This is a genomic window from Lacrimispora sp., assembly GCF_046972725.1.
GTDB lineage: Bacteria > Bacillota > Clostridia > Lachnospirales > Lachnospiraceae > Lacrimispora.
Genome location: NZ_JBKVXF010000001.1, coordinates 171,919 through 196,842 on the forward strand (window position 1 = coordinate 171,919; position 24,924 = coordinate 196,842).

19 protein-coding genes are annotated in these 24,924 nt (G+C 45.0%); 17 read left to right on the forward strand and 2 right to left on the reverse strand.

From position 1 onward, the window contains the following. Positions 1–81: 81 nt before the first annotated feature. Positions 82–2,391, reverse strand: a complete 2,310-nt coding sequence (locus ACLTWA_RS00845) for a hydratase (RefSeq protein WP_412325664.1) — start codon at positions 2,389–2,391, stop codon at positions 82–84. A 2-nt stretch (positions 2,392–2,393) separates the two neighbouring features. After that, complete coding sequence (locus ACLTWA_RS00850) at positions 2,394–3,725, reverse strand: citrate synthase (RefSeq protein WP_412325665.1); 1,332 nt, start codon at positions 3,723–3,725, stop codon at positions 2,394–2,396. Positions 3,726–4,115: 390 nt separating this feature from the next. Here ACLTWA_RS00850 and ACLTWA_RS00855 point away from each other — a divergent pair, with 390 nt between their 5' ends. The 17 genes from ACLTWA_RS00855 to ACLTWA_RS00935 all read left to right on the forward strand — a co-directional run bounded on the left by ACLTWA_RS00855 (position 4,116) and on the right by ACLTWA_RS00935 (position 24,922). Beyond that, the gene (locus ACLTWA_RS00855) at positions 4,116–4,838 is read left to right on the forward strand and encodes a ClpP family protease (RefSeq protein WP_412327150.1); all 723 of its coding nucleotides are present in this window, start codon (positions 4,116–4,118) and stop codon (positions 4,836–4,838) included. Between the two features lie 61 nt (positions 4,839–4,899). Next, the gene (locus ACLTWA_RS00860; RefSeq protein ID WP_412325666.1) at positions 4,900–7,632 is read left to right on the forward strand and encodes a DNA translocase FtsK 4TM domain-containing protein; all 2,733 of its coding nucleotides are present in this window, start codon (positions 4,900–4,902) and stop codon (positions 7,630–7,632) included. A gap of 40 nt (positions 7,633–7,672) precedes the next feature. Next, entirely contained in the window at positions 7,673–9,343 is a 1,671-nt protein-coding gene (locus ACLTWA_RS00865) for a formate--tetrahydrofolate ligase (RefSeq protein WP_412325667.1), read from the forward strand. Between the two features lie 13 nt (positions 9,344–9,356). Beyond that, complete coding sequence (locus ACLTWA_RS00870; RefSeq protein WP_412325668.1) at positions 9,357–10,823, forward strand: UDP-N-acetylmuramoyl-L-alanyl-D-glutamate--2,6-diaminopimelate ligase; 1,467 nt, start codon at positions 9,357–9,359, stop codon at positions 10,821–10,823. A 107-nt stretch (positions 10,824–10,930) separates the two neighbouring features. Further along, positions 10,931–12,301, forward strand: a complete 1,371-nt coding sequence (locus ACLTWA_RS00875; RefSeq protein ID WP_412325669.1) for a UDP-N-acetylmuramoyl-tripeptide--D-alanyl-D-alanine ligase — start codon at positions 10,931–10,933, stop codon at positions 12,299–12,301. 35 nt (positions 12,302–12,336) lie between these two features. Next, positions 12,337–14,565 carry a primosomal protein N' gene (gene priA / locus ACLTWA_RS00880; protein WP_412325670.1) on the forward strand — a complete coding sequence of 743 codons (2,229 nt, stop codon included), beginning with the start codon at positions 12,337–12,339 and terminating at the stop codon, positions 14,563–14,565. A gap of 18 nt (positions 14,566–14,583) precedes the next feature. Next, the gene (def, locus tag ACLTWA_RS00885; protein WP_412325671.1) at positions 14,584–15,075 is read left to right on the forward strand and encodes a peptide deformylase; all 492 of its coding nucleotides are present in this window, start codon (positions 14,584–14,586) and stop codon (positions 15,073–15,075) included. A 2-nt stretch (positions 15,076–15,077) separates the two neighbouring features. Further along, positions 15,078–16,016 carry a methionyl-tRNA formyltransferase gene (gene fmt / locus ACLTWA_RS00890; RefSeq protein ID WP_412325672.1) on the forward strand — a complete coding sequence of 313 codons (939 nt, stop codon included), beginning with the start codon at positions 15,078–15,080 and terminating at the stop codon, positions 16,014–16,016. Between the two features lie 2 nt (positions 16,017–16,018). Beyond that, a complete protein-coding gene (locus ACLTWA_RS00895) occupies positions 16,019–16,744 on the forward strand; it encodes a zinc metallopeptidase (RefSeq protein WP_412325673.1) in 726 nt (241 codons plus the stop codon). Further along, on the forward strand, positions 16,737–18,065 hold the full coding sequence (gene rsmB / locus ACLTWA_RS00900) for a 16S rRNA (cytosine(967)-C(5))-methyltransferase RsmB (protein ID WP_412325674.1): 1,329 nt from the start codon (positions 16,737–16,739) through the stop codon (positions 18,063–18,065). The genes ACLTWA_RS00895 and rsmB overlap by 8 nt, the downstream gene beginning before the upstream one ends. 6 nt (positions 18,066–18,071) lie before the next feature. After that, complete coding sequence (gene rlmN, locus ACLTWA_RS00905; protein WP_412325675.1) at positions 18,072–19,109, forward strand: 23S rRNA (adenine(2503)-C(2))-methyltransferase RlmN; 1,038 nt, start codon at positions 18,072–18,074, stop codon at positions 19,107–19,109. A 17-nt stretch (positions 19,110–19,126) separates the two neighbouring features. After that, positions 19,127–19,870: a Stp1/IreP family PP2C-type Ser/Thr phosphatase gene (locus ACLTWA_RS00910; protein WP_412325676.1), complete on the forward strand. Its 744-nt coding sequence runs from the start codon at positions 19,127–19,129 to the stop codon at positions 19,868–19,870. Next, complete coding sequence (pknB, locus tag ACLTWA_RS00915; RefSeq protein ID WP_412325677.1) at positions 19,867–22,026, forward strand: Stk1 family PASTA domain-containing Ser/Thr kinase; 2,160 nt, start codon at positions 19,867–19,869, stop codon at positions 22,024–22,026. Before ACLTWA_RS00910 ends, pknB begins: the two co-directional genes overlap by 4 nt. 10 nt (positions 22,027–22,036) lie before the next feature. After that, on the forward strand, positions 22,037–22,915 hold the full coding sequence (rsgA, locus tag ACLTWA_RS00920) for a ribosome small subunit-dependent GTPase A (protein ID WP_412325678.1): 879 nt from the start codon (positions 22,037–22,039) through the stop codon (positions 22,913–22,915). 1 nt (position 22,916) lies between these two features. Further along, positions 22,917–23,579, forward strand: coding sequence for a ribulose-phosphate 3-epimerase (gene rpe, locus ACLTWA_RS00925; protein ID WP_412325679.1), 663 nt, complete (start codon positions 22,917–22,919; stop codon positions 23,577–23,579). Next, positions 23,576–24,238 carry a thiamine diphosphokinase gene (locus ACLTWA_RS00930; protein WP_412325680.1) on the forward strand — a complete coding sequence of 221 codons (663 nt, stop codon included), beginning with the start codon at positions 23,576–23,578 and terminating at the stop codon, positions 24,236–24,238. The genes rpe and ACLTWA_RS00930 overlap by 4 nt, the downstream gene beginning before the upstream one ends. 96 nt (positions 24,239–24,334) lie before the next feature. Then, complete coding sequence (locus ACLTWA_RS00935) at positions 24,335–24,922, forward strand: ECF transporter S component (RefSeq protein ID WP_412327151.1); 588 nt, start codon at positions 24,335–24,337, stop codon at positions 24,920–24,922. Positions 24,923–24,924 lie beyond the last annotated feature (2 nt).

Here is a 24,924-nt window from a genome sequence, read left to right on the forward strand (position 1 = left end):
AAGGCAGATTCTTTCTGCATAAAAAAGCCCCTGCAGGGAAAGGATATGATTCCGGTTTCCCAACAGGGGCTTTTGATAATGCTATTTCTGAATTTTTTCGCGGTTGTAATTAATCAGACATCCCGACTTTACAATTGCACGTTCTTCCGGTGTCATATCCGCTATATGAAGGTTGATTTCACGAATAGGATTTCCTTCGGTATTCTTAATTACATAGGCAGGAATGTGATTCATATCTCCATCCAGGGCAGTTCTTATTCCGGCTACATAGATAAAATCACCTACTTCAAAATCCGGTTCTTCATCAAGAAGGAAGGGAAGCATTCCCCAGTTCATCACATTGGAGCGGTAACGCTTGGTTGCATACTCATGGGCGATATTTGCCAGGCCTCCAAGTACTCTCTGACAGCTTGCGGCCTGTTCTCTGGCGGAGCCGTCTCCTGGCTTTACTGCATATAGAACACTTCCGATTTCTGTTTCTGAGGCTTTCAGCTCCGGCTGATTTAAATAAAGGCGGAGTGCATGAAAGGCACGTTTAAGGTCTTCACTGGCTTCTAACGGACAGTCACCGCTTTTGCGAATCTGCTCCAGTTCATTTACTTTCTTGGAACGTCCTACGTATTCCGGGTCACGGCGGGACAAGGTAAATTCCGCAAGTCCCAGTGGATTGGAGCGGTAAGATGAAGTTTCACCAGATGGAATCAATTCATCTGTAGTTGTAACCGGATCCATGATTTTTGAGCATACCTGCAGCATGATGTTTTCGGTCAAAGAACTCATCGCCGGCCAGTCTTTGATGTTTGGACCGTTTACTAACTCAGATTCTTCCTGTGGATTCCCAAATCCCTGATAAACCCTTCTGTCATAAGATGAGGAATCAAATTCATAAGCAGGGACTTCGTAACCGTCTGCATATTTCTCGGCAGAGGTGAGATAGCCGCCGTTTGCTGCAGTTGCTGCAATAGATCTGGCATCCATAAGAGCAACACAGGATATCTGTCCGCTTCCAGGTTTTGAGCCTTCCCGGTTGGGGAAGTTTCTGGTGGTATGACGGATGCTTAATGCGTTGTTGGAAGGAGTATCTCCGGCACCAAAGCAAGGACCGCAGAACGCAGTGCGGATGGTGGCGCCGGCTGCCATCAGCTCGGTGATGGCGCCCTTCTTGACCAGATCCATGTATACTGGCTGAGAAGAAGGATAGACAGATAAATTAAATACATCGTTGCCGCAGTTTTTGCCTTCTAAAATATGGGCAGCCATCATGACGTTGGTGTAGTTGCCTCCGGCGCAGCCCGCGATGACGCCCTGCTGAACCATCAGTTTTCCATCAATAATTTTATCAGTCAGAGAAAGGCTGGCATTGGATTTTCCCACTAGCTGTTCAGCCTCCTTCTCCACACTCCGAAGAATATCCTCCAGGTTGCTGCTCAGTTCATCAATTTCATAAGTATTGCTTGGATGGAAGGGCAGAGCGATCATAGGTTTGATAGTGCTTAAATCAACGGTAACAACGCCGTCATAATAAGCAATATCTGCTGGATTTAACTCTTTATAGTCCTCTCCTCTGCCGTGAAGGGATAAGTATTCCTTTGTATCCTCATCGGTTCTCCATATGGAAGAAAGACAGGTGGTTTCTGTGGTCATAACATCTACACCGTTTCTGTAATCAGTGTCCATGGAAGATACGCCAGGGCCTACGAATTCCATGATTTTGTTTTTAACAAATCCGCTTTTAAACACTTTGCCGATGATGGCCAGGGCCACATCATGAGGGCCTACAGCCGGAGATGGTTTGCCGGTCAGATAAATTGCCACAACACCTGGGTAATCCACATCATAGGTATCACAAAGCAGCTGCTTTACTAATTCACCGCCGCCTTCCCCCACTGCCATGGTTCCAAGAGCACCATAACGGGTATGGCTGTCTGAACCGAGGATCATGCGTCCGCATCCTGCCATCATTTCGCGCATGTACTGGTGAATGACTGCAATATGGGGAGGTACGAAAATACCGCCGTATTTTTTGGCTGCAGAAAGTCCGAATACATGATCATCCTCGTTGATCGTACCGCCAACTGCACACAGGGAATTATGGCAATTGGTCATAACGTAGGGAATCGGAAATTCCCTGAGCCCGGAAGCTCTGGCGGTCTGGATAATTCCAACGAATGTGATATCGTGAGAGGCCATGGAATCAAAACGCAGTTTTAAATGTTCCATATTGCCTGAGGTATTATGTGCCTCTAAAATAGAATAGGAGATAGTGCCTTTTTTGGCTTCTTCTTTATTTACTTCTTTTCCTGTCAGGGCAGTAACTTTGGAAATTTCTTTTTCCGGAATGAGTTCGGTTCCATTTACAAGGTAAGCTCCGCCTTCATATAATTTTACCATAGCTATCGTTCCTCTCTTTTTATGTAGGGATTTGTTTTACCCACGTATTTTGTTGCCGGACGCATAATTCTTCCGTCATACATTTTATTTTCTATATTATGGGCCAGCCAGCCTGCCATACGTGCACAGACAAACAGAGGCGTATACATATCCTCCGGGATTTGCAGCATGTTATAAGCGAATCCGCTGTAAAAGTCCACGTTATTGGACAGCGTTTTCCCATTTCCGGCCAGACAGGCTTTGGCAACAGCTTCAAATCTGGACAGGAATTCATATTCCTCAACCCGGTCTTTCTGTTTTGCCAGTCTCTCGCAGCAGACTTTTAAAAGATCTGCCCGGGGATCAGACACGGTATAAACCGCGTGTCCAAGACCGTATACAAGGCCGGAATTATCGTAGAAATCTTTCGCAAGAATCCGTTCGATCACTTTCTTCATCTGACCTTCGGTTGCCTTTAATCCGATTTCTTTTTCAATGGCTGAAATCATCTCGCTGCAACGGATGTTAGCTCCGCCATGCTTTGGTCCCTTTAAGGAACCGATGGATCCTGAGATTGCGGAGTAGATATCGGTTCCGGTGGAAGAGATCACTACATTGGTAAAGGTTGAGTTATTTCCGCCGCCATGATCACCGTGGATCATCAGCATGACATCAAGAAGGTTGGCTTCCTGTTCGGTAAAAATACCGTCATGCCGGAGCAAATATAAGATATTCTCTGCGATGGAGTACTCTGGCTTTGGATAATGTATGACCAGACTTTCCCTGTCGTAGTAATGAATTTTGCTTTGATATGCATATACTGCAAGAGTTGGAAGTTTTGCCAGAATATTAATCCCTTTTAACAGGGTCTGATACGGTTCTGTATTATCCGGGTCATTGTCATAATCATAAAGAGCCAGAATGCTTTTTTGAAGGCTGTTCATTAAATTGCAGGAAGGCGTTCGAAGCATATTCCTCTCGAAAAATTCATTTGGAAGAAGGTAATGCTTTTGCAGAATGGCTGTAAATTCTTTTAGTTCTTTATCTGATGGGAGATAACCAAAAAGCAGAAGGAAGGCAGTTTCTTCATAACCATAGCGCCCGTTCCCTTTGCCGTTTACCAGATCGCTGATCTCAATTCCGCGGTAATACAGTTTTCCGGGAACGTTGATTTTTTTTCCTTCTGAGAATTCATAACCGACTACGTCTGAAACACGGGTCAGCCCTACGATGACCCCTGTTCCGTCTTCGTTGCGAAGTCCTTTTTTTACATCATGTTCCTTAAACAGATTGTTTGGTATATCCGTGTAATTGGAAGATTTGCCAAAAGTTTGTGCAATGAAAAATTTGTTCATGGGATGCTCTCCTTTTTTCAAATTAAGCCGCAGCCCTAAGGCATGGATTCTTTTATGCAAAAGCAGCGCATGCAAATGTGTCCGTCGCTGCCTTCATTGGCAATCGAATGTGACTGGCTTTTTTATTGTTTGATAGTTTAACATGGAAAAGTATCAAAGTCAATAGCCTGTTATAATCACAATTAAAATATTGTTAGTGTCCAGCCATATGGATTGGCTTAAAAATTATGCAGTTGAGGTTTTATATTTTCAGGCATATTTTATAAGTTTTCTCCACATCATAAGGAAACGACCAAATATAGAGTAAACAGGAGGATTCTTAAGGTGAGAGAGTACCAAAACAATAACAACGAACAAGGAGAAATACAGGAAGAAAGACAAAAAGATAATGTGCCGGCAAACGGAGGTAATCAGGAAAACCTTGACGAAAAGAAGACAGAAAAGGATATTGAGCAAAAAGAGGATGAGAAACTGGAAGAATACGGACAGATGACTCTTGATGACAATGCTCACAAGCGGAAAATTCATTTGCTTTCAATTATTGGAGAAATTGAGGGACATGAAAATCTATCCAGCAACAGCAAAGCCACCAAATATGATCATATATTGCCAAAGCTTGCTGAAATTGAAGATGATGACTCTGTGGAAGGACTTCTGATCTTATTAAATACCTCAGGCGGAGATGTGGATGCAGGTCTTGCCATTGCAGAGATGATTGCTTCCTTGAGCATTCCTACCGTTTCGCTGGTTCTTGGAGGAAGCCATTCCATTGGAGTTCCTTTGGCTGTTTGTACCGATTATTCCTTTATTGTGCCGACGGGAACCATGATGGTTCATCCGGTGAGAATGACAGGAATGGTGATCGGAGCTTCCCAGACTTATGAATATTTTGAAATGATTCAGGACCGGATCTTAAGTTTTGTTTCCAGTCATGCAAAGATTGCTTATGACCAGTTAAAACGGCTTATGTTGAATACGGAAATGCTGACCAGGGATCTTGGGACTGTGCTGGTAGGAGAAGAAACCGTAAAAGAAGGACTGATTGATGAGGTGGGCGGAATTAAGGACGCTCTTAGAAAATTATATGATCTGATGGAAACTGCTTCCTGTTAATCATTGCAATTCTCCCGATTTTTTTGTATACTGTTACCAATGGATAGAAGGGGGAAGTATTGTGCCTGAGACTATAAAGAAGAAGACAACAGAAAAAAAAGGGACAAGAGGGACAAAAGGGAAAAGCGTAAGAACCGGAAATAGCAGTTCCAGAAAAAAAGTAGTCCTTCCAGAACCGGAATTTATCCACTCAGAAGTAGTTATTATGATGTCATTTGCTGCGGCAGCTATACTGTTTTTAAGTAATTTCGGCCTGTGCGGTGTGGTTGGTGATTTTCTGCGCAGCGTACAGCTTGGCATATTTGGAGGAATCGGATATATCGCACCGGTGATGCTGTTTGCAGGAACGGCGTTCTACCTGTCCAATCAGGGGAATCCGAGAGCCGCATTTAAGCTGGCGTCTTTTATACTGGCGCTGGTTTCTTTGTGCGGCTTTCTGCAGCTTGTGTTTGGCTTAAATACAGGTGAGGGAATGACTCTGATTGATATTTATTTGGAATCGTCCGCAAGCGGCAGAGGCGGCGGCTTGATCGGAGGGCTTCTTGCAGAAGGACTTACAGCTGTGATCGGCATCGTTGGCGCCTATCTGGTGATTATCGTCCTTCTTATCATTTCCGCAGTCTGCATCACGGAAAAGTCTTTTGTGAATGTGGTGAAAAAGGGAAGCGGAAAGGCCTATCGGCATGCCAGAGAAAATATGGATTTCCACAGAGAAATCCATGAAAAACGCCAGGAAGAACGAAGGAGACTTCGGGAGGAGCAAAAGCTTCGCGGCGTCAATTTAGATGCCACCAACCTTTTTGATAATCAGCCGGAAGATTATACCAGACCGGAACCTGTGGACTTTGAAGCAGAGATTACAGAAGGAACCATCCCGGTAATGGCTGATGATAGGTCTGACGATATTGATATTCAGGCCAGCCGGTTATCTGCGGTTCCTGCAAAAGAGATGACCAGACCCAATCCAGCAGATGAATTCCGAGGCAGTATTTCGCCGGTTCAGGAGGAAGAAGAAGATTCTGTACCGTTTGAGCCTGACTGGAAGGGTGAGCCAATGATGGCGGAACTGGAAGAATCTTCTATATATATGAAGAAAGAGAACCGGACCCTGAGAGAGATGGAAGTTATCGAAGAAGATTTCTATCCGGAAGTGGACCAGGACACCTTCACAATTCCGGAAGAGCCTAAGCAGGTGGTAACCGCTTCGGGGAAAGTCATTGAGACTGATACAGAGGCGTTACAGAAAAAGCTGGTTAAGAAGCGGGAAGAAGCAGCCGAAGAAGGAGATCTAAGCGTTACCCAGGAGATTAAGCAAAAACAGGAGGTTGTGAAAAAGGAATATCAGTTTCCGCCTCTTACGCTGTTAAAAAAAGGAAAAGCAGCGGTGTTTTCTGACCGGGAATACAAAGAAACAGCCATTAAGCTGCAAAAGACTTTGCAGAATTTTGGTGTGGGGGTTACTGTGACCAATATCAGCTGCGGTCCTTCCGTGACCAGATACGAACTTCACCCGGAACAGGGAGTAAAGGTCAGTAAGATCGTTAGTCTGGCAGATGATATTAAGTTAAGCCTGGCGGCTGCAGATATTCGGATCGAAGCCCCTATACCAGGGAAGTCAGCTGTGGGAATTGAGGTTCCCAATAAGGAAAATAACGTGGTGTATCTGCGGGATATACTGGAAGCAGATAATTTCAGAAATCATTCCTCAAAAATAGCATTTGCGGTGGGCAAGGATATTGGCGGACAGGTTGTTGTTACGGATATTGCCAAGATGCCCCACCTTTTGATTGCAGGAGCTACCGGTTCCGGTAAATCTGTCTGTATCAATACCCTGATCATGAGCATCATCTATAAGGCAGACCCGGAAGATGTAAAGCTGATTATGGTGGATCCAAAGGTGGTTGAGCTAAGTGTATATAATGGAATTCCCCATTTGCTTCTTCCGGTAGTTACAGACCCGAAAAAAGCTTCTGGTGCACTGAACTGGGCGGTGGCGGAGATGACCGACCGTTATAACAAGTTTGCCCAGTATAATGTGCGGGAAATTAAAGGGTATAACGCCAAAGTGGAAAGTATCAAAGACATTGACGATGAAAATAAGCCCAAAAAGATGCCTCAGATTATTATTATTATCGATGAGCTTGCGGACTTGATGATGGTGGCACCAGGAGAAGTGGAGGATTCCATCTGCCGTCTTGCACAGCTGGCAAGAGCAGCGGGAATACATCTGGTTATAGCGACCCAGCGGCCGTCTGTAAACGTTATTACCGGACTTATTAAGGCCAATGTGCCTTCCAGAGTGGCTTTTGCTGTTTCTTCCGGGGTGGATTCCAGAACCATTATCGATATGAACGGAGCAGAAAAGCTGTTAGGAAAGGGAGATATGCTGTTTTATCCGGCTGGATACCCGAAGCCAATGCGCGTGCAGGGCGCATTTGTATCCGATACGGAGGTCTCAAGGGTTGTGGATTTCCTGACGGAACAGGGGCTGACGCCGGACTATGATAAGGAAGTGGAAAGTATGATTGCTTCTGCGCCTTCCGGCGGTGAGATGAAGGGGGGAGGTAATGACCGGGACGAGTATTTTGTCCAGGCAGGGAAATTTATCATTGATAAAGACAAAGCCTCTATCGGTATGTTACAGAGAATGTTTAAAATAGGCTTTAACCGGGCTGCCCGGATTATGGACCAGCTGGCAGAAGCAGGTGTGGTAGGAGAAGAGGAAGGAACAAAGCCCCGGAAAGTGCTTATGAGTACGGAAGAGTTTGAAGAAATGTTGGAACAGGGGTTTTGACAGGAAACGATATCATTACATATAAGGGAGGAACATACAGATGAAGACAGATATCGAAATCGCACAGGAAGCCAGGATGGTACCTATAAAAGATGTGGCTGGTTCTTACGGAATTACGGAGGAGGAGCTGGAGCTTTACGGGAAATATAAGGCAAAACTGTCTGATGACCTTTGGCAGCAGGTAAAAGACAGAAAAGACGGAAAACTGGTGCTGGTGACGGCAATCAATCCCACGCCTGCAGGCGAAGGAAAGACCACTACAACCGTAGGCTTGGGAGAAGCATTCGGAGCTATGGGGAAAAAGGCCATGATCGCACTTCGGGAACCTTCTCTTGGACCGTGTTTTGGAATCAAGGGGGGAGCTGCCGGAGGCGGTTATGCTCAGGTGGTTCCCATGGAGGATTTGAATCTTCATTTTACCGGAGATTTTCATGCCATTACGTCTGCCAACAATCTTTTGGCAGCCTTAATGGATAACCATATTCATCAGGGCAATGCTTTGCGGATCGATACCCGTCAGATCCTTTGGAAGCGTTGTCTGGACATGAATGACCGTGCACTCCGCAATATCGTAGTCGGCCTCGGATCAAAAGCAGAAGGATTTGTAAGAGAAGACCATTTTGTAATTACCGTGGCATCGGAGATCATGGCAATTCTTTGCCTGGCTGATGATATGGATGATTTAAAAGAACGCCTAGGAAGGATCATAGTTGCATATAATTATGATGGAGAACCTGTGACAGCGGCGCAGCTACATGCGGTGGGGGCTATGGCGGCATTGTTAAAGGACGCTTTAAAGCCCAATCTGATCCAGACATTGGAGCATACCGGTGCCATCGTTCATGGCGGTCCCTTTGCCAACATCGCGCACGGCTGCAATAGTGTCCGCGCTACAAAGACTGCCTTAAAGCTGGCGGATATTGTAGTGACGGAAGCCGGATTCGGAGCAGATTTGGGAGCGGAAAAATTCATGGATATCAAATGCCGGATGGCAGGATTGAAGCCAGATGCAATTGTTCTTGTAGCAACCATTCGGGCCTTGAAATATAATGGCGGAGTTGCAAAAGACCAGTTGAATGCGGAAAATCTTTCAGCGCTGGAGCTGGGAATTTCCAATCTGGAAAAACACATTGAGAACATGCAGAAATACGGAGTTCCCGTCATTGTTACCTTAAATTCCTTTCTTACGGATACAGCAGCAGAATATGAATTTGTAAAAACATTCTGTGAAAAAAGGAATTGTGAGTTTGCTTTATCAGAGGTTTGGGAAAAAGGCGGCAGGGGAGGTATGGAACTGGCTGAAAAGGTTCTGTATACTCTGGAACATAAAGAAAGCAATTTTGCACCCCTTTACCCGGATGAGCTGGGATTAAAAGAAAAAGTGGAAACCATTGCCAGGGAAATCTATGGTGCAGGCGGTGTGACTTATACTCCTGCAGCTTCAAGAGCACTTAAAAAGTTTGAGGATATGGGATTTGGGCATCTGCCTGTATGTATGGCAAAGACTCAATACTCTCTGTCGGATGACCAGACGAAGCTTGGACGTCCCGAAGGATTTGAAATAACCGTACGGGATGCTTTTGTCTCCGCTGGTGCAGGGTTTGTTGTGGTAATGACGGGAGCGATCATGACAATGCCAGGTCTGCCAAAAAAACCGGCCGCAGACAATATTGATATAAATAAAGAGGGAGTAATCACTGGATTATTCTGATTTGGAGGTTTCTATGAAGTTTAAAGAATGGCTTAAGGACTTGAGATATGAAGTAATACAGGGAAGCCTTGATGTTGAAGTGGAGGAAGTGATTTATGACTCCAGAAAAGCCAGGGAAGGTGCCGTGTTCATTTGCATGAAGGGAACGAAGGTGGATTCTCATGAATTTATTCCTTCCGTGGCTGAGGCTGGCGTCAAAGTCCTGGTGGTAGAACGAAAGGTGCCGGTTCCGGATGGTGTAACTGCTGTCCTTGTACATAATGCAAGAGAAGCGCTGGCTCTCTTGTCTGCCGCCAGATTTGATTATCCGGCTAAGAAGATGGTAACCATTGGGGTCACTGGAACCAAAGGGAAAACCACAACCACTCATATGATCAAGACAATCTTAGAATCCTGCGGAAAAAAGGTAGGAATGATCGGAACCACTGGTATCGTCATTGGCCAGACCGTTACTCCTACTAAGAATACGACTCCGGAGTCCTATGAACTTCATGAAGCCTTCCGCAATATGTCAGATGCAGGATGCGAATATATGGTAATGGAGGTATCTTCCCAGGCATTTAAAATGCACCGGGTAGATGGAATCACCTTTGATTACGGATTGTTTACCAATATTTCCCCTGACCATATCGGCCCGGATGAACACGATGATTTTGAGGAATATCTTTCTTATAAATCCCGTATTTTTCAATGCTCAAAGACGGGGATCATGAATCGGGATGATTCCCATTGGGCTGAGGTGATAAAGGATGCTTCCTGTGATCTTTACTCTTTTTCCATGGATAAAGAAGGAACGGACTTTAAGGCGGAAAATATCCACTATGTATCCCAGCCTGATTTCGTTGGATTGGAATTTGATGTAAAAGGCCGTTTCGAGCTTTCGGTAAGGGTCAACATTCCCGGGCGGTTCAATGTTGCCAATGCGCTGGCAGCCGTCAGTGTTTTGAGCTTTTTTGATCTTCCCAAAGAAAGAATCTGCCGTGGACTGGAGCATTTAAGCGTAAACGGCCGTATGGAGATCGTATATACCTCTGAACGGTGTACGGTGATCGTAGATTATGCCCATAATGCAATCAGCATGGAAAGTCTTCTCACCACACTCAGGGATTATAAGCCAAAACGCCTGGTATGCGTGTTTGGATGCGGAGGAAACCGTTCCAGGGACCGCCGTTACTCCATGGGGGAAAGTGCAGGCCGTCTGGCAGATTTTACGATCATTACTGCAGATAACTCCAGGTTTGAAAAGACCGAGGATATTATTGCAGACATTCGTGGAAGCATTGAAAAGACCGGAGGGAATTTCATTGAGATTCCGGACCGCAGAGAAGCGATTGAATACAGCATAACCCATGCAGAACCAGGTGATATGATTGCGATTATCGGAAAAGGCCATGAAGATTATCAGGAGATCAATGGAGTCCGCCATCATTTTTCGGATCGTGAAGAGGTCTTAAGGGTGGCAGAAAGCCTGAGTAAATAAATACCTGGATGAAAAAAGAAGATGCCGGAAGCTGAAAATGTGCTTTCGGCATTTCCGCGGCAGATGGAAGGATGGTACGCGGAGGCGTATAAGAAACGGAGGAAACAATGGTAAATATGACGGTTAGGGAAATTCTTTCAGCGACAGGAGGAGAACTTCTTTGCGGAAGTGAACATACGGTTCTGGAACATATAAGCATTGATTCAAGGAACCAGGAGGAACATTCTCTATTTGTCCCTTTGATTGGGGAAAAAGTGGATGCGCACCGTTTTATTGAACAGGCATTTGAGAATGGTGCGGCAGCGGTTTTAACCAGCGAGCACGATTCCATGGATTCTGAAAAGCCGTGGATTCGTGTGAAGGATACAAAAACAGCGCTTCAGTCTATTGGAAGTTATTATAGAAACCGTCTTACCCTGCCCTTAGTGGGGATTACCGGAAGCGTAGGAAAGACAACCACAAGGGAAATGGTCGCCTGTGCGTTGGCTGCCGGTTTCAAAGTCTACAAAACTCCAGGCAATCAAAACAGTCAGGTAGGGGTTCCCATTACAATCTCTGAAATCACACCAAATGACGAGATTGGCGTCATTGAACTTGGGATGAGCGAACCAGGGGAATTAACAGTTATTGCAAAAATTGCCAACATTCAGATGGCAGTTATTACAAATATCGGGGTTACTCATATCGAACAGCTTGGATCCAGAGAAAATATTTACAAAGAGAAGCTGACAATCCAGGATGGACTGACGCAGGGGGGAATCCTGTTTCTTAATGGAGACGATGATCTGTTACGGGAAACAAAAGCCAAAGATGGCTGCCGGACCATATATTACGGTACGGGTGAAAATTCCGATTACCGGGCAGAAGATATTCACCTGGAGGAAGGCTTTCCGGCATTTACTGCAGTTTGCAAAAATCAGAGAGTTCCTGTAAGACTGGCGGTTATGGGCAGCCATAATGTATTGAATGCAATGGTGTCGCTGGCTGTTGCAGCAGAATGCGGCATTCCAATGGCAGCAGCAGCAAAACGGCTTTCAGAGTTCACCGGTTTCAAAAACCGCCAGCAGATTTATACTCATAACGGTTTGACGATTATTGATGATACCTACAACGCCAGTCCGGTTTCCATGAAAGCCGGACTGGAAGTGCTGGGGTCCTTGACAAAAGCCAAAAGGCGGATCGCAGTATTGGCAGATATGAAAGAACTGGGAGAAGATGCTCCCAGGTATCACTATGAAATCGGAGAATATATTGCAGAGCATCCTGTTTACGAAGTGGTGACCCTTGGAGAACTTGCAGGTGAAATTGCAAGAGCGGTAAAGGAAAAAGCAAAGGGGATTTTAGTAAAAGAATTTATGGAGCAGGAGGCACTTGTTGTTTACTTAAAAGAAGAGCTAAAGGAAGGGGACAGCGTCCTTTTTAAAGGCTCCAACAGCATGAAACTTAGTCAGGTGGCAGATCAGTTTCACCTGGTTTGACACTCCAGAGATATAATATAGAAACAGGTGAAGGTATGGCAGAACGATATGCCCGGATTATCATAGATATTTCCCACGAAAAAGTTGACCGGACCTTTGATTACCGGATACCGGAACGTTTGTATGAAGACGTAGTTGTGGGTTCTCTGGTTCTGATTCCTTTTGGAAAGGGAAATGCCATGCGCAAAGGGTATGTGGTCGGCATTACTCCACATGCGGATTATGACAGAGATAAAATCAAGGAGATAGCAGGGATTGTGACAGACAGTGTGACAGCGGAATCCCTGCTTATTTCGCTTGCGTGGTGGCTAAAGGAACAGTACGGTTCCACCATGAACCAGGCTCTTAAAACGGTGCTCCCGGTAAAACAGAAAATAAAGCCAAAAGAAAAAAGAGTGCTGCGCTGTCTGCTTCAAAAGACCGACCTTATGGCTGCTTTGAAAGAAGCGGAAAAAAAGAATTATAAGGCAAGAGTCCGGCTTTTTCAGGCATTTCTGGAAACCCCTCTGATCCCCTACGATATTGCGGTCAATCAGATGAATCTTTCCTCCGCTACATTAAAACCGGTGATAGAAAAGGGATATGTAAGCCTTGAATCGGAGGAAATATACCGCAATCCCATAAATATGGAATCCGGTGAGAAGCCCAGGGTTTTGCTGAATAAAGGCCAGCAGGCCATAGTGGATGACTTTTGCAGAGATTATTCGGCCCATATCCGAAAGACTTATCTGATTCACGGAGTCACAGGAAGCGGTAAAACAGAAGTCTACATGGAATTGATTGAGAGGGTCATTGAAGACGGAAAACAGGTCATTGTTCTGATTCCTGAAATTGCCCTGACTTATCAGACGGTGATGCGTTTTTATGGAAGATTTGGAAAACGCGTTTCCATCATCAATTCCAGGCTGTCGGCGGGAGAGCGCTACGATCAGTTTGAGAGGGCCAGAAATGGAGATATCGATATTATGATAGGTCCCAGATCCGCTCTTTTCACCCCCTTTTCCCGTCTTGGGCTGATTCTTATAGACGAGGAGCACGAAGGGGCTTATAAAAGTGAAGTGGTACCCAGATATCATGCAAGAGAAGTGGCAGAAAAGAGAGCTTCCATGCAGAATGCCTCCCTGGTTTTAGGCTCAGCGACTCCATCCCTTGAGGCATATACAAAGGCTCTGAGAGGAGAATACAGGCTTTTTCATCTCACCGAACGGGCGAAAAAGGACAGTCAGCTTGCCACGGTTTCGGTGGTGGATTTACGGCAGGAATTGAAAGAAGGAAACAAATCTGTTTTCAGCAAGGCCTTAAAGACCCTTATGGAAGACCGGCTGGCAAAAAAGGAGCAGATCATGCTCTTTATCAACCGGAGGGGGTATGCCAATTTTGTTTCCTGCCGTTCCTGCGGCGAAGCCATACGCTGCCCTCACTGCGATGTAACTCTGACTCTTCATAACGGCAACCGTCTGGTCTGCCATTACTGCGGCCATTCGGTGCCGATGCCTGACCGGTGCCCGGCATGCGGCTCTCCTTACATTGCTAATTTTGGCGTGGGGACGCAAAAGATTGAGCTGATGACGAAAAAGATGTTTCCATCTGCCAGAGTGCTCCGTATGGATCTGGACACGACAAAGAAAAAAGGCGGACACGAAGAAATTCTCACTGCTTTTTCAGAAGGAGACGCTGACATTCTGATCGGCACACAGATGATCGTAAAAGGCCATGATTTTCCAAATGTAACCTTAGTAGGCGTACTGGCAGCGGATTTATCCCTGAATACTCCCGATTACCGCTCCGCAGAGCGTACCTTTCAGCTTTTGACTCAGGCGGCAGGGCGTGCCGGCAGGGATTTTAAGCATGGAGACGTAATCATTCAGACCTACAGCCCGGAGCATTATGGAATCGTGACTGCAGCAAGCCAGGATTATGAATCCTTTTACAACCAGGAGATGGCTTTTCGCCGTTTGATGAAATATCCTCCGGCAAACGTACTTTTAACGGTTCAGTTTGCTTCCAGACAGGAGGAACTTTTAACCAGAGGATCCGATGCAGCGGCTGCATTTATCGCGCCCCAGGCGGAACTGGAAATGATTCAGGCAATTGGGCCGGTAGAGGCTTCCGTATACAAAATTAATGATATATATAGAAAAATTTTATACTTGAAACATGAAAACTATGATATACTAATAAAAATCAGAGATCAGATCGATGGTTTTTCAGAAAATCATCCGGAAATGTTTGATCAGATCATGATACAATATGATTTTTCATAAATGAGAGGATAATAGAAGATGGCTATTAGAAAGATTAGAACCATTGGAGATGAAATTTTAAGAAAACACTGCAAACCGGTAAAAGAAATTACACCGAGGATTATAGAGCTGGTAGAAGATATGTTTGAAACCATGTACGAAGCTAACGGAGTCGGTCTTGCTGCACCACAGGTTGGAGTTTTAAAACAAATTGTGGTTATTGATGTGGATGACGGCAATCAGTATGTGCTCATTAATCCGGAGATTTTAGAGACTTCCGGAAGCCAGACAGGGCCGGAAGGCTGTCTGAGCGTGCCTGGAAAGTCAGGTACCGTAACCAGACCTAATTACGTAAAAGTAAGAGCCTATGACATTGAGATGAAGCCTTTTGAGCTGGAAGGCGAGGAGCTTCTTGCCAGAGCCATATGCCACGAGTGTGATCATTTAAACGGTGATCTGTATGTGGATAAAATAGAAGGTGAGCTGGAGGATGTTTCTGAGGCTGAGGAAGATATGGAGGTTGAGGAGTAACTATGCGCATTGTTTATATGGGAACGCCTGATTTTTCCGTACCTGCGTTAAAGGCGTTGGTTGAGGCCGGACATGATGTGGTTGCAGTTGTCACCCAGCCGGATAAGCCAAAAGGAAGAGGAAAAGAAATTCAGATGCCTCCGGTTAAGGAACAGGCGCTTAAGTTTCAGATTCCGGTTTATCAGCCGGTAAAGGCAAGAGATCCGGAATTTGTTAAAATTCTGTCAGATCTGGCGCCGGATGTTATGGTGGTGGCTGCTTTTGGGCAATTACTTCCTAAGAGCATTCTGGATATCCCCAAATATGGCTGCGTGAACATTCATGCCTCTCTTCTGCCAAAGTACCGGGGAGCATCCCCGATCCAGTATGCAGTGATCAATGGAGAAAAGGAAAGCGGTATTACAACAATGGTGATGGCGGAAGCCCTGGACACCGGAGATATGCTGGATCAGGAGACAATTATTCTGGATCCAAAAGAAACAGGCGGAAGCCTTCATGACAGATTAAGTCAATTGGGAGGCGCGCTGATCATAAAGACCTTAAAGAAATTAGAAGATGGGACCGCAGTCCGTATCCCGCAGGATGACACCAAATCCTGCTATGTGGGAATGATAAAAAAATCCATGGGAGACATTGACTGGTCTATGGATGCTCAGGCCATTGAACGTCTGATCCGGGGACTTAATCCATGGCCCAGCGCTTATACCGGCTGGAACGGCAGGGTGATAAAGATCTGGGAAGCATCGGTGATTGATAAAGAGTATGAAGGAACTTGCGGACAGGTGGTGGAAGCCGGACGGGACCACTTGATCGTAAAGACAGGAAAAGGCAGCCTATCCGTCCTTGAATTGCAGTTACAGGGAAAAAAACGAATGGATATCGGTGCATTTCTGCGGGGATATTCCATTGCGGAAGGTACTGTTTTTGAAAGGAGTGTCTGATTATGTTTTATGGAGGAATGATGGGGTATTATTTTGACCCTACCCTGATTTTTGTAATTATCGGAGCAGTTTTGTCTATGGCAGCATCTGCCAGGGTTAGCAGCACTTACAATAAATATTCAAAAGTCAGAAGCATGTCCGGTATGACAGGAGCCGAGGCGGCAAAACGGCTGTTGAATTCTCAGGGAATCTATGATGTTCAGGTTCGCCCGGTCAGCGGTCAGCTGACAGATCATTATGATCCAAGAAGCAAAACCGTTAATTTGTCAGATTCTGTATATGGTTCCACATCTGTTGCAGCCATTGGTGTTGCAGCTCATGAGTGCGGCCATGCCATGCAGGATAATAGGGGATATGTTCCTTTAAAGCTTAGAGGGGCGATTGTACCTGTGGCCAATATCGGCTCCCAGGCGGCTTTCCCTATTATTCTACTGGGCTTTTTCATCGGCGGAGTTGGCTCACCTCTTGTGAATGTAGGCCTGATTTTGTTTTCTTTAGCTGTCGTTTTCCAGCTTGTAACACTTCCGGTAGAATTTAATGCCTCAAGGAGAGCGATAACCTTGCTGGGGCAGGTGGGGATTTTAGGAACAGAAGAACTGGGACATACCAAAAAGGTACTTGGAGCAGCAGCACTTACTTATGTGGCAGCTTTGGCAGCAACTGTTCTGCAGCTTGCAAGACTTGTATTCCTGTTTGGAGGAGTTGGAGGAAGAAGAAACGATGACTAAAGAGACAGACAGCAGGGAAATTGCCCTTGATATTCTGACCGAAATACTGGAACGGTCGGGATACAGCCATATCATCCTGCGTCAGGCGCTGAATAAATATCAGTATCTGGATAAACCGGAACGGGCATTTATTTCCAGAATCACAGAGGGAACCGTAGAATATTTACTCCAGATTGATTATGTCATTGATTCTTTTTCCAATACCAAGGTTAAGAAAATGAAGCCCGTCATCCGCACCATTTTGCGGATGTCGGTCTATCAGCTTTTATACATGGACCGCGTTCCTGATTCTGCGGTTTGCAATGAGGCCGTGAAACTTGCTGTAAAAAGAAAGTTTACCGGCTTAAAGGGTTTTGTCAATGGAGTTCTGCGCAATATTTCAAGAAATAAAGAACGTTTAAGCTGGCCCAATGATTCCGTTCGTTATTCCATGCCAGACTGGATCATCTCCATGTGGAAAGAAACCTATGGAGAAGAGACAGCCGTGACTATCATGGAGTCCTTTTTAAAGAACAGTAAGACAACGGTACGCTGTAATTTTGCCAGGGCTTCCAAAGAAGAAATTATAAAAAGCCTGCAGGGACAGGGAGTAACAGTAACAGAGTCCGGTATTTCAGAAGGCGTGCTGTATCTGGAAAACTATGATTACCTGGAAGGGCTTGACGCTTTTAACCATGGTTTCATTCAGGTTCAGGATTTAAGCTCCACCTTTGTGGGAGAAGCAGCAGAACCAAAAGAAGGCGATTATGTCATCGATGTCTGCGGTGCACCGGGTGGAAAAAGCATTCATATAGCAGATAAGCTTCATGGCACCGGAATGGTGGAGGTACGGGACTTATCCCAATATAAGGTAAGCCTTATCGATGAAAATATCGCCCGGTGCGGTTTTAAAAACATCCGTACAAAGGTTCAGGACGCTTTGGTTTCAGATCAGGAATCCATAGAAAAGGCGGACATTGTGATAGCCGATTTGCCCTGTTCCGGTCTGGGAATTATTGGCAGAAAACCAGATATCAAATACCGGCTCAGGCCAGAAGACATTGTCTCTTTGTCCTCTCTTCAAAGAGAGATACTTTCTGTAGTCCAGTCCTATGTAAAACCGGGAGGCAGACTGGTTTTCAGTACATGTACAATCAATAAAACAGAAAATGAGGAAAATGTTAAGTGGTTTCTTGAACAGTTTCCTTTTGACAGTATTGATTTAACCGGAAAGCTGGGAGATCAGCTGACATCTGATACGATGAAACACGGATATATTCAGTTATTGCCGGGAATCCACCCTTGTGACGGGTTCTTTCTTTCGGCATTTATAAAAAGGTAAAATAAAATGGTAAAAACAGATATAAAATCTCTGGATCTGGAGAAACTGATTTCCTATATGGTGTCAATTGGGGAAAAACCCTTCCGTGCGAAACAGCTTTATGAGTGGATGCACAAAAAACTTGCTTCTGATTACGATGAAATGACCAATCTTCCAAAATCTCTGAAAGAAAAATTGCTGCAGTCAGCAGCATTTACATCCCTTGTGGTCGTAGAGGAAAAAATTTCAAAAATAGACGGAACGAGAAAGTATCTATTCGGACTTTCCGATGGAAATATTATTGAAAGTGTTCTGATGAAATACAACCACGGAAATTCCGTATGTATCTCATCCCAGGTGGGCTGCCGTATGGGCTGCCGTTTCTGCGCTTCGACCCTTGATGGACTGGAACGGAATTTAACTGCTTCAGAGATGCTGGATCAGATTTACCGGATTCAGAAAGCTACGGGGGAAAGAGTTTCTAATGTTGTGGTCATGGGTTCCGGAGAGCCTATGGATAACTATGACAATCTAATTGATTTTATCCGCCTTCTTACGGATGAAAACGGTTTAAACATCAGTCAGCGAAATATTACGGTGTCAACCTGCGGCCTCGTTCCTGAAATCCGCAAACTGGCAGAGGAAGATCTGCAAATTACGCTGGCACTTTCTCTTCATGCCCCCAATGACCAGGTGCGAAGAAGCCTGATGCCCATAGCCAACCGTTATTCTCTTGCGGAGGTATTGCCCGCCTGCCAGGAATATTTTGAAAAAACAGGAAGAAGACTTACGTTTGAATACAGTCTGGTAAGCGGGGTCAATGATAATCTAAAAGAAGCCGCTGCCCTTTCTGCCCTTTTAAAAGGATTGCATGGCCATGTAAATCTCATACCGGTAAATCCAATCAAAGAGCGTGATTATGTGCAATCGGACAAAAAGGCCATCCTGGACTTTAAAAATTATCTTGAAAAAAACGGAATTAATGTTACTATAAGAAGAGAGATGGGACGGGATATTAACGGTGCCTGTGGACAGCTAAGAAAAAGTTTTATCAATAAGGAGTAAAGAGGGAGAAAGAAACGATGAAGGCTTGCGCTATGACCGATATCGGAAGAGTCCGTACGGCCAATCAGGATTATGTCTATGCCTCTGCCGATGCAGTCGGTAAACTGCCCAACCTTTTTATAGTTGCAGACGGAATGGGCGGTCATCAGGCCGGAGATTACGCTTCCAGATATATTTCTGAACATTTGGTGGAATACTTAAAACAGGCCGAAGAAACTGAAATCATACCCCTTTTGCGTGGAGGTATTGAAACGGTCAACGGTATGCTTTATCTGGAATCCAGACAAAAGGCAGAATTAAACGGTATGGGAACAACCCTGGTAGCTGCAGTGATTGAGGATTCCTCTCTGTATGTGGCAAATGTAGGGGACAGCCGGCTGTATCTGATCAGGAATCAGCTGAAGCAGATTACAAAGGATCACTCCTATGTGGAAGAACTGGTTTCCTTAGGCCAGATGGAACGGGGGAGCAGGGATTACCAGGAAAAAAAGAATATTATTACAAGAGCAGTTGGTACGGAAGATAAGCTGGAGATCGATTTTTTTGAAGTCAGCCTGGAACCGGGAGATTATATACTTATGTGTTCCGATGGACTCAGCAATATGCTGGAGGACGCTGAGATGGAAGAAATTATCTGCTCAGAACTGGAACTAAAGGAAAAGGCAGAGAAATTGATAACAGTAGCCAATGACAATGGCGGAAAAGACAACATTGCAGTTGTTTTGATTGAACCGGAAGTTGGCGGGGAGGAAAGCTTATGATTCTAAGACCTGGCACATTTTTACAGAACAGATATGAGATACTGGAAAAGATAGGTTCCGGCGGCATGTCAGATGTGTTTAAGGCCCTGTGCCATAAATTAAACCGCCTTGTTGCTATAAAATTATTAAAAGAAGAATTCAGTTCAGACAGTGGATTCGTCAGTAAATTTAAGATGGAGGCTCAGGCCGCTGCCCGCCTTTCCCACCCCAATATTGTAAATATATATGATGTTGTCGATGAGGAAAATCTCCATTACATCGTAATGGAACTGATTGAAGGAATTACGCTGAAAAATTATATATCAAAAAAAGGCTGCCTTGATGTGAAAGAAGCAATTGGTGTTGCCATGCAGGTGGCTCAGGGAATTGCTGCGGCACATGAACAGGGCATTATACACCGGGATATCAAGCCCCAGAATATTATTATTGCCAGAGACGGTAAAGTAAAAGTTGCAGACTTTGGTATAGCAAGGGCTGCATCTTCCCAGACACTTAGTGCAACCGCGGTAGGTTCTGTCCATTACATATCTCCGGAACAGGCAAGAGGGGGGTACAGCGATGTAAGAAGTGATATTTATTCTCTTGGTATTACCATGTATGAGATGGTGGCTGGCAGAGTTCCTTTTCAGGGAGATAACACGGTTACTGTAGCCCTGGCACATTTGGAAACCCCCATTACTCCGCCCAGTTATTATAATGAAGACATTCCCATAGGGCTTGAGAATATTATTTTAAAAAGTACTGAGAAAAAACCGGAATACCGATACGCAAGCATGGTTGAGGTGATTGCGGATTTGCGTCATGCACTGGTAGATCCTGATGGGGATTTTGTCCAGCATAATCCTCAGGTAGACGATTCCCAGACGGTTATCATTGGCAAGCCGGAGCTTGAGCAGATCCGTTCCGGCAGAAAGGTTCAGTCAGACCAGCCTGCAGGCATTCATGGAAACCGTAAAAAGGAACAAAGGAATGAACGCCGTCCAGAGCGGGTACAGGAATCCCTGCCACCAGGAAACAGAACAAAAAGAGAAGACTCCGAGGAAGATATTAACCCGAAGATCGAAAAGCTTCTGACTGCCGCTGGGATTGTAGTTGCAGTAATTATTGTCATTGTACTGATTGTTGTTTTTGCCAAAATAGGCGGATTGTTCCGCTTCGGTTCCTCAAAGACAACGGAATCAACGGCAGAGGTAACTGCAGAAGAGACTCTGAGTGATAAGAGCGTAAGGATGCCTGATGTCCTTGGCCTGGCTGCAGATATAGCATCGCAGAAGTTAAAGGACAGCGGCGGCCTGTATATGAAGACCAGTAATTATGTGTTTTCTGAAACTGTTGCAGAAGGGGATATTGTTTCTCAGGATCCGTCTGCAGGGACCGTGGTCGACAAGTATTCCGCTGTATATGTTGTGATCAGCAAAGGTCCGGAGCATGTTACCATTGATCTAACAAAGTTAGGACTTGAAAAGATGGATGCGGCAACAGCAAAATCAACGCTGGAAGCAAAGGGACTGGAAGTAAAGGTGGAACAAAAAAACAGTGACAGCGTATCAAATGGCTATGTCATCAGTTACAGTCCGGTCGAAGCAAAGGAAGGCGATACGGTAACCATTGTATCCAGCAGCGGTCCGGCGCTTACAAACCCTGTGGTCGTACCCAATATTACAGGCCAGACCCAGGAACTTGCAGGGGAGCTCCTTGCTGATGTGGGCCTGGTGGAAGGTACGGTTACAGAGGCCTCCTCTGAAACTGTGGCAAGAGGGAATGTCATCAGCCAGTCCACGCCAGCAGGCACTCAGGTAGAAGCGGGTACTGCGGTGAATTTCGTTGTCAGCAGCGGAACTGCTCAGCAGGCAAAATATAAATATCTGGCTTCCATTGACAAATCCTATTCCTTGCAGAACATCATCGGACCAGGTTCCGGAAGCACCCAGCTGACCCTTAAAATACAGCTTCGGCAGTCGGTGAACGGAAAAGATGAGATAAGGGAACTTATGGGACCGGTTACCATGACCGGGGATCAGATGCTTCCCGTATCATTTAAAAATATGGAAGGAGCTTACGGTGTCACAAGCGGAACCGTAGAAATCGTAAATGTGGAGACAGGAGATGTGATTAATTCTTATTCCATCACATTTGTTCCGGTACCACAATCGTAAGGGATTATATATGACAGGAAAAATATTAAAAGGAATTGCAGGATTTTATTATGTACACGCAACAGACGGAAATCTTTACGAGTGCAAGGCAAAAGGAGTTTTCCGTAACAGGCATCTAAAGCCTCTGGTAGGGGATGATGTGGATATTACCATACTGGATGAAGTGGAAAAGAAAGGAAATATTGATGAAATCCTTCCTCGTAAGAATGCACTCATCCGCCCGTCTGTTGCTAATGTTGATCAGGCTCTGGTGCTGTTTTCCATAACCCATCCTGAGCCTAATTTAAACCTTCTGGACCGCTTCCTTGTTATGATGGAGGTTCAGGAGGTTCCTGTCAATGTCTGTTTTAATAAAATTGATCTAACAGGCGGCGAAAAAAAGCTGGAACTGAAACGGATTTATGAAACCGCTGGATATCCGGTATATTTTACCAGCACCCGCGAAAATCAGGGGATAGAAGAAATAAAGGCTTTAATACAGGGAAAGACCACCGTCCTTGCAGGCCCTTCCGGTGTTGGAAAGTCTTCTCTTACCAACCTTTTGCATCCTCAGGCGGAGATGGAGACCGGAACCATCAGCGAACGGATACAAAGAGGAAAGCATACAACCAGACATTCAGAGCTTTTTGAGATGGGGCGAAACACGTATATGATGGATACGCCAGGGTTTAGCTCCATGTATATTGAAGATATGGAATGCGGCCGCTTGAAGGATTATTTTCCGGAGTTTGAATCCTATGAGGAAAACTGCCGTTTTCTCGGGTGTGTCCACATCGGAGAAAGAGACTGCGGTGTGAAAGATGCGGTAGAGGAAGGAAAAATCAGCCGGAATCGTTATGAGAATTACCGGCTTTTCTATCAGGAACTGAAAGAGAAAAGGAGATATTAATATGTTAAAGCTAGCCCCTTCAATATTGGCTGCAGATTTTAAAATACTCGGACAGCAGGTGGCAGATGTTGCAAAGGCCGGAGCACAGTATATTCATCTGGATGTAATGGATGGAGCATTTGTTCCCAGCATATCATTTGGCATGCCGGTGATCAGCAGTTTGAGAAGCTGTACGGACCGGGTATTTGATGTTCATATGATGGTTGAGGAGCCGGGAAGATATGTAAATGATATCAAAGCAGCAGGAGCTGACTTGATCTGTGTCCATGCAGAAGCCTGTGTCCATCTGGACCGAACGGTCAATCAAATCAGGGAAGCGGGCTTAAAAGTTGGAATCGCTTTAAATCCGGCCACTCCTCTATCCGTCCTTGACTGTATTCTGCCGGAAGTGGACATGGTACTTATTATGTCAGTAAATCCCGGGTTTGGAGGGCAGAAATTCATTCCATATACCCTTTCAAAGATTAAGGCTTTAAGAACCATGTGCAGGGAACGGGGGCTTGACACCGATATCCAGGTTGACGGCGGCGTAACCTGTACAAATCTGCGGGAACTGATTGAAGCAGGCGCAAACGTATTTGTAGCAGGTTCTGCCGTTTTTAAGGGAGATGCTGTTGCCAACACCAAAGAGTTTTTGAAAATATTCGAGGAATATGAGCGGTGAAGAAAGACATCACAGGAATCATTGTAGCAGGAGGCCCCCTGGATCATGGGTTTGCAGAACGTTTTTTGGAGAAAAGACGATATGATGTGGTGATTGCAGTGGACAGAGGTTTAAATGCCGTTTTTAACTTAAATCTGACACCGGATGCAATTGTCGGTGATTTTGATTCGGTGGAACAATCGGTTCTCCGTAATTACAAAAGCAGAAAAGAAAGTATCACATGGGAAATCCACAATCCGGAAAAAGATGAGACAGATACGGAGCTGGCCTTAAATACAGCAATCAGGCTTGGCTGTACAAAGTTGATTATATTGGGAGCAACCGGGGGAAGACAGGATCATTTTCTTGGGAATCTGCATCTCCTTTACCCATGCCTGAAAAAAGGGGTGGAGGCATCGATTGTAGATGAAAGAAACTGGATTACTGTTATAGAGAAGAGCCGTACATTTGAAGCAGATAAGATTTATGGAAAATACATTTCCTTTCTTCCTTTAAGCGAAGAAGTAAAAGGCATAACTCTTACCGGATTTAAGTACCCTCTTTTTAAAAAGGATATTACCATTGGAACCAGCCTTTGTATCAGCAATGAACTGACAGATTTATCAGGCAAAGTGGAATTTGATTCCGGAACCCTGATCTGTGTGGAATCCCGCGATTGAACTGGCATGGTTTAATATATTAAAACTGGATATTTATATCGTTCCACCTGCGTGATAAGATAGGGATCAACAAATGCACAAAGGGAGGAACTAATGATGAATAAAGCCAGTAACAGAATTTACAAGATTGCACTCACCGGACTTTTTGCGGCAATGTCCTATGTAGTGTTCACGTTTTTACAGTTTAAAATAACACTTCCTGGAGGAGATGCCACATCCATTCATCTGGGCAATGCGGTGTGTGTTTTGGGCGCTTTGCTCTTAGGCGGGTTTTACGGAGGGTTAGGCGGTGCTGTCGGTATGACAATCGGAGATCTTTTTGATCCGGTCTATGTTATTTATGCACCGAAGACCTTTATTTTAAAATTATGTATTGGTCTGATTACCGGTTTTCTGGCACATCGTATAGGAAGAATCGGGGAATCCTCAGATAAAAATCATATCCTGATGTGGACCATTCTGGCTGCGGCTGGAGGACTTTTGTTTAATGTGGTTTTCGATCCTTTGACCGGTTATTATTATAAGCTTTTTATTCTTGGAAAACCTGCTGCAGAAGTTTCCCTGGTATGGAATGCAGCTGCAACTTTAATCAATGCGGTGACTTCCACCATAGTTTCCGTTGTTATTTACATACCGCTTCGGAATGCTCTGGTTAAGTCCGGATTATTTTCAAAAATTCATTAGGA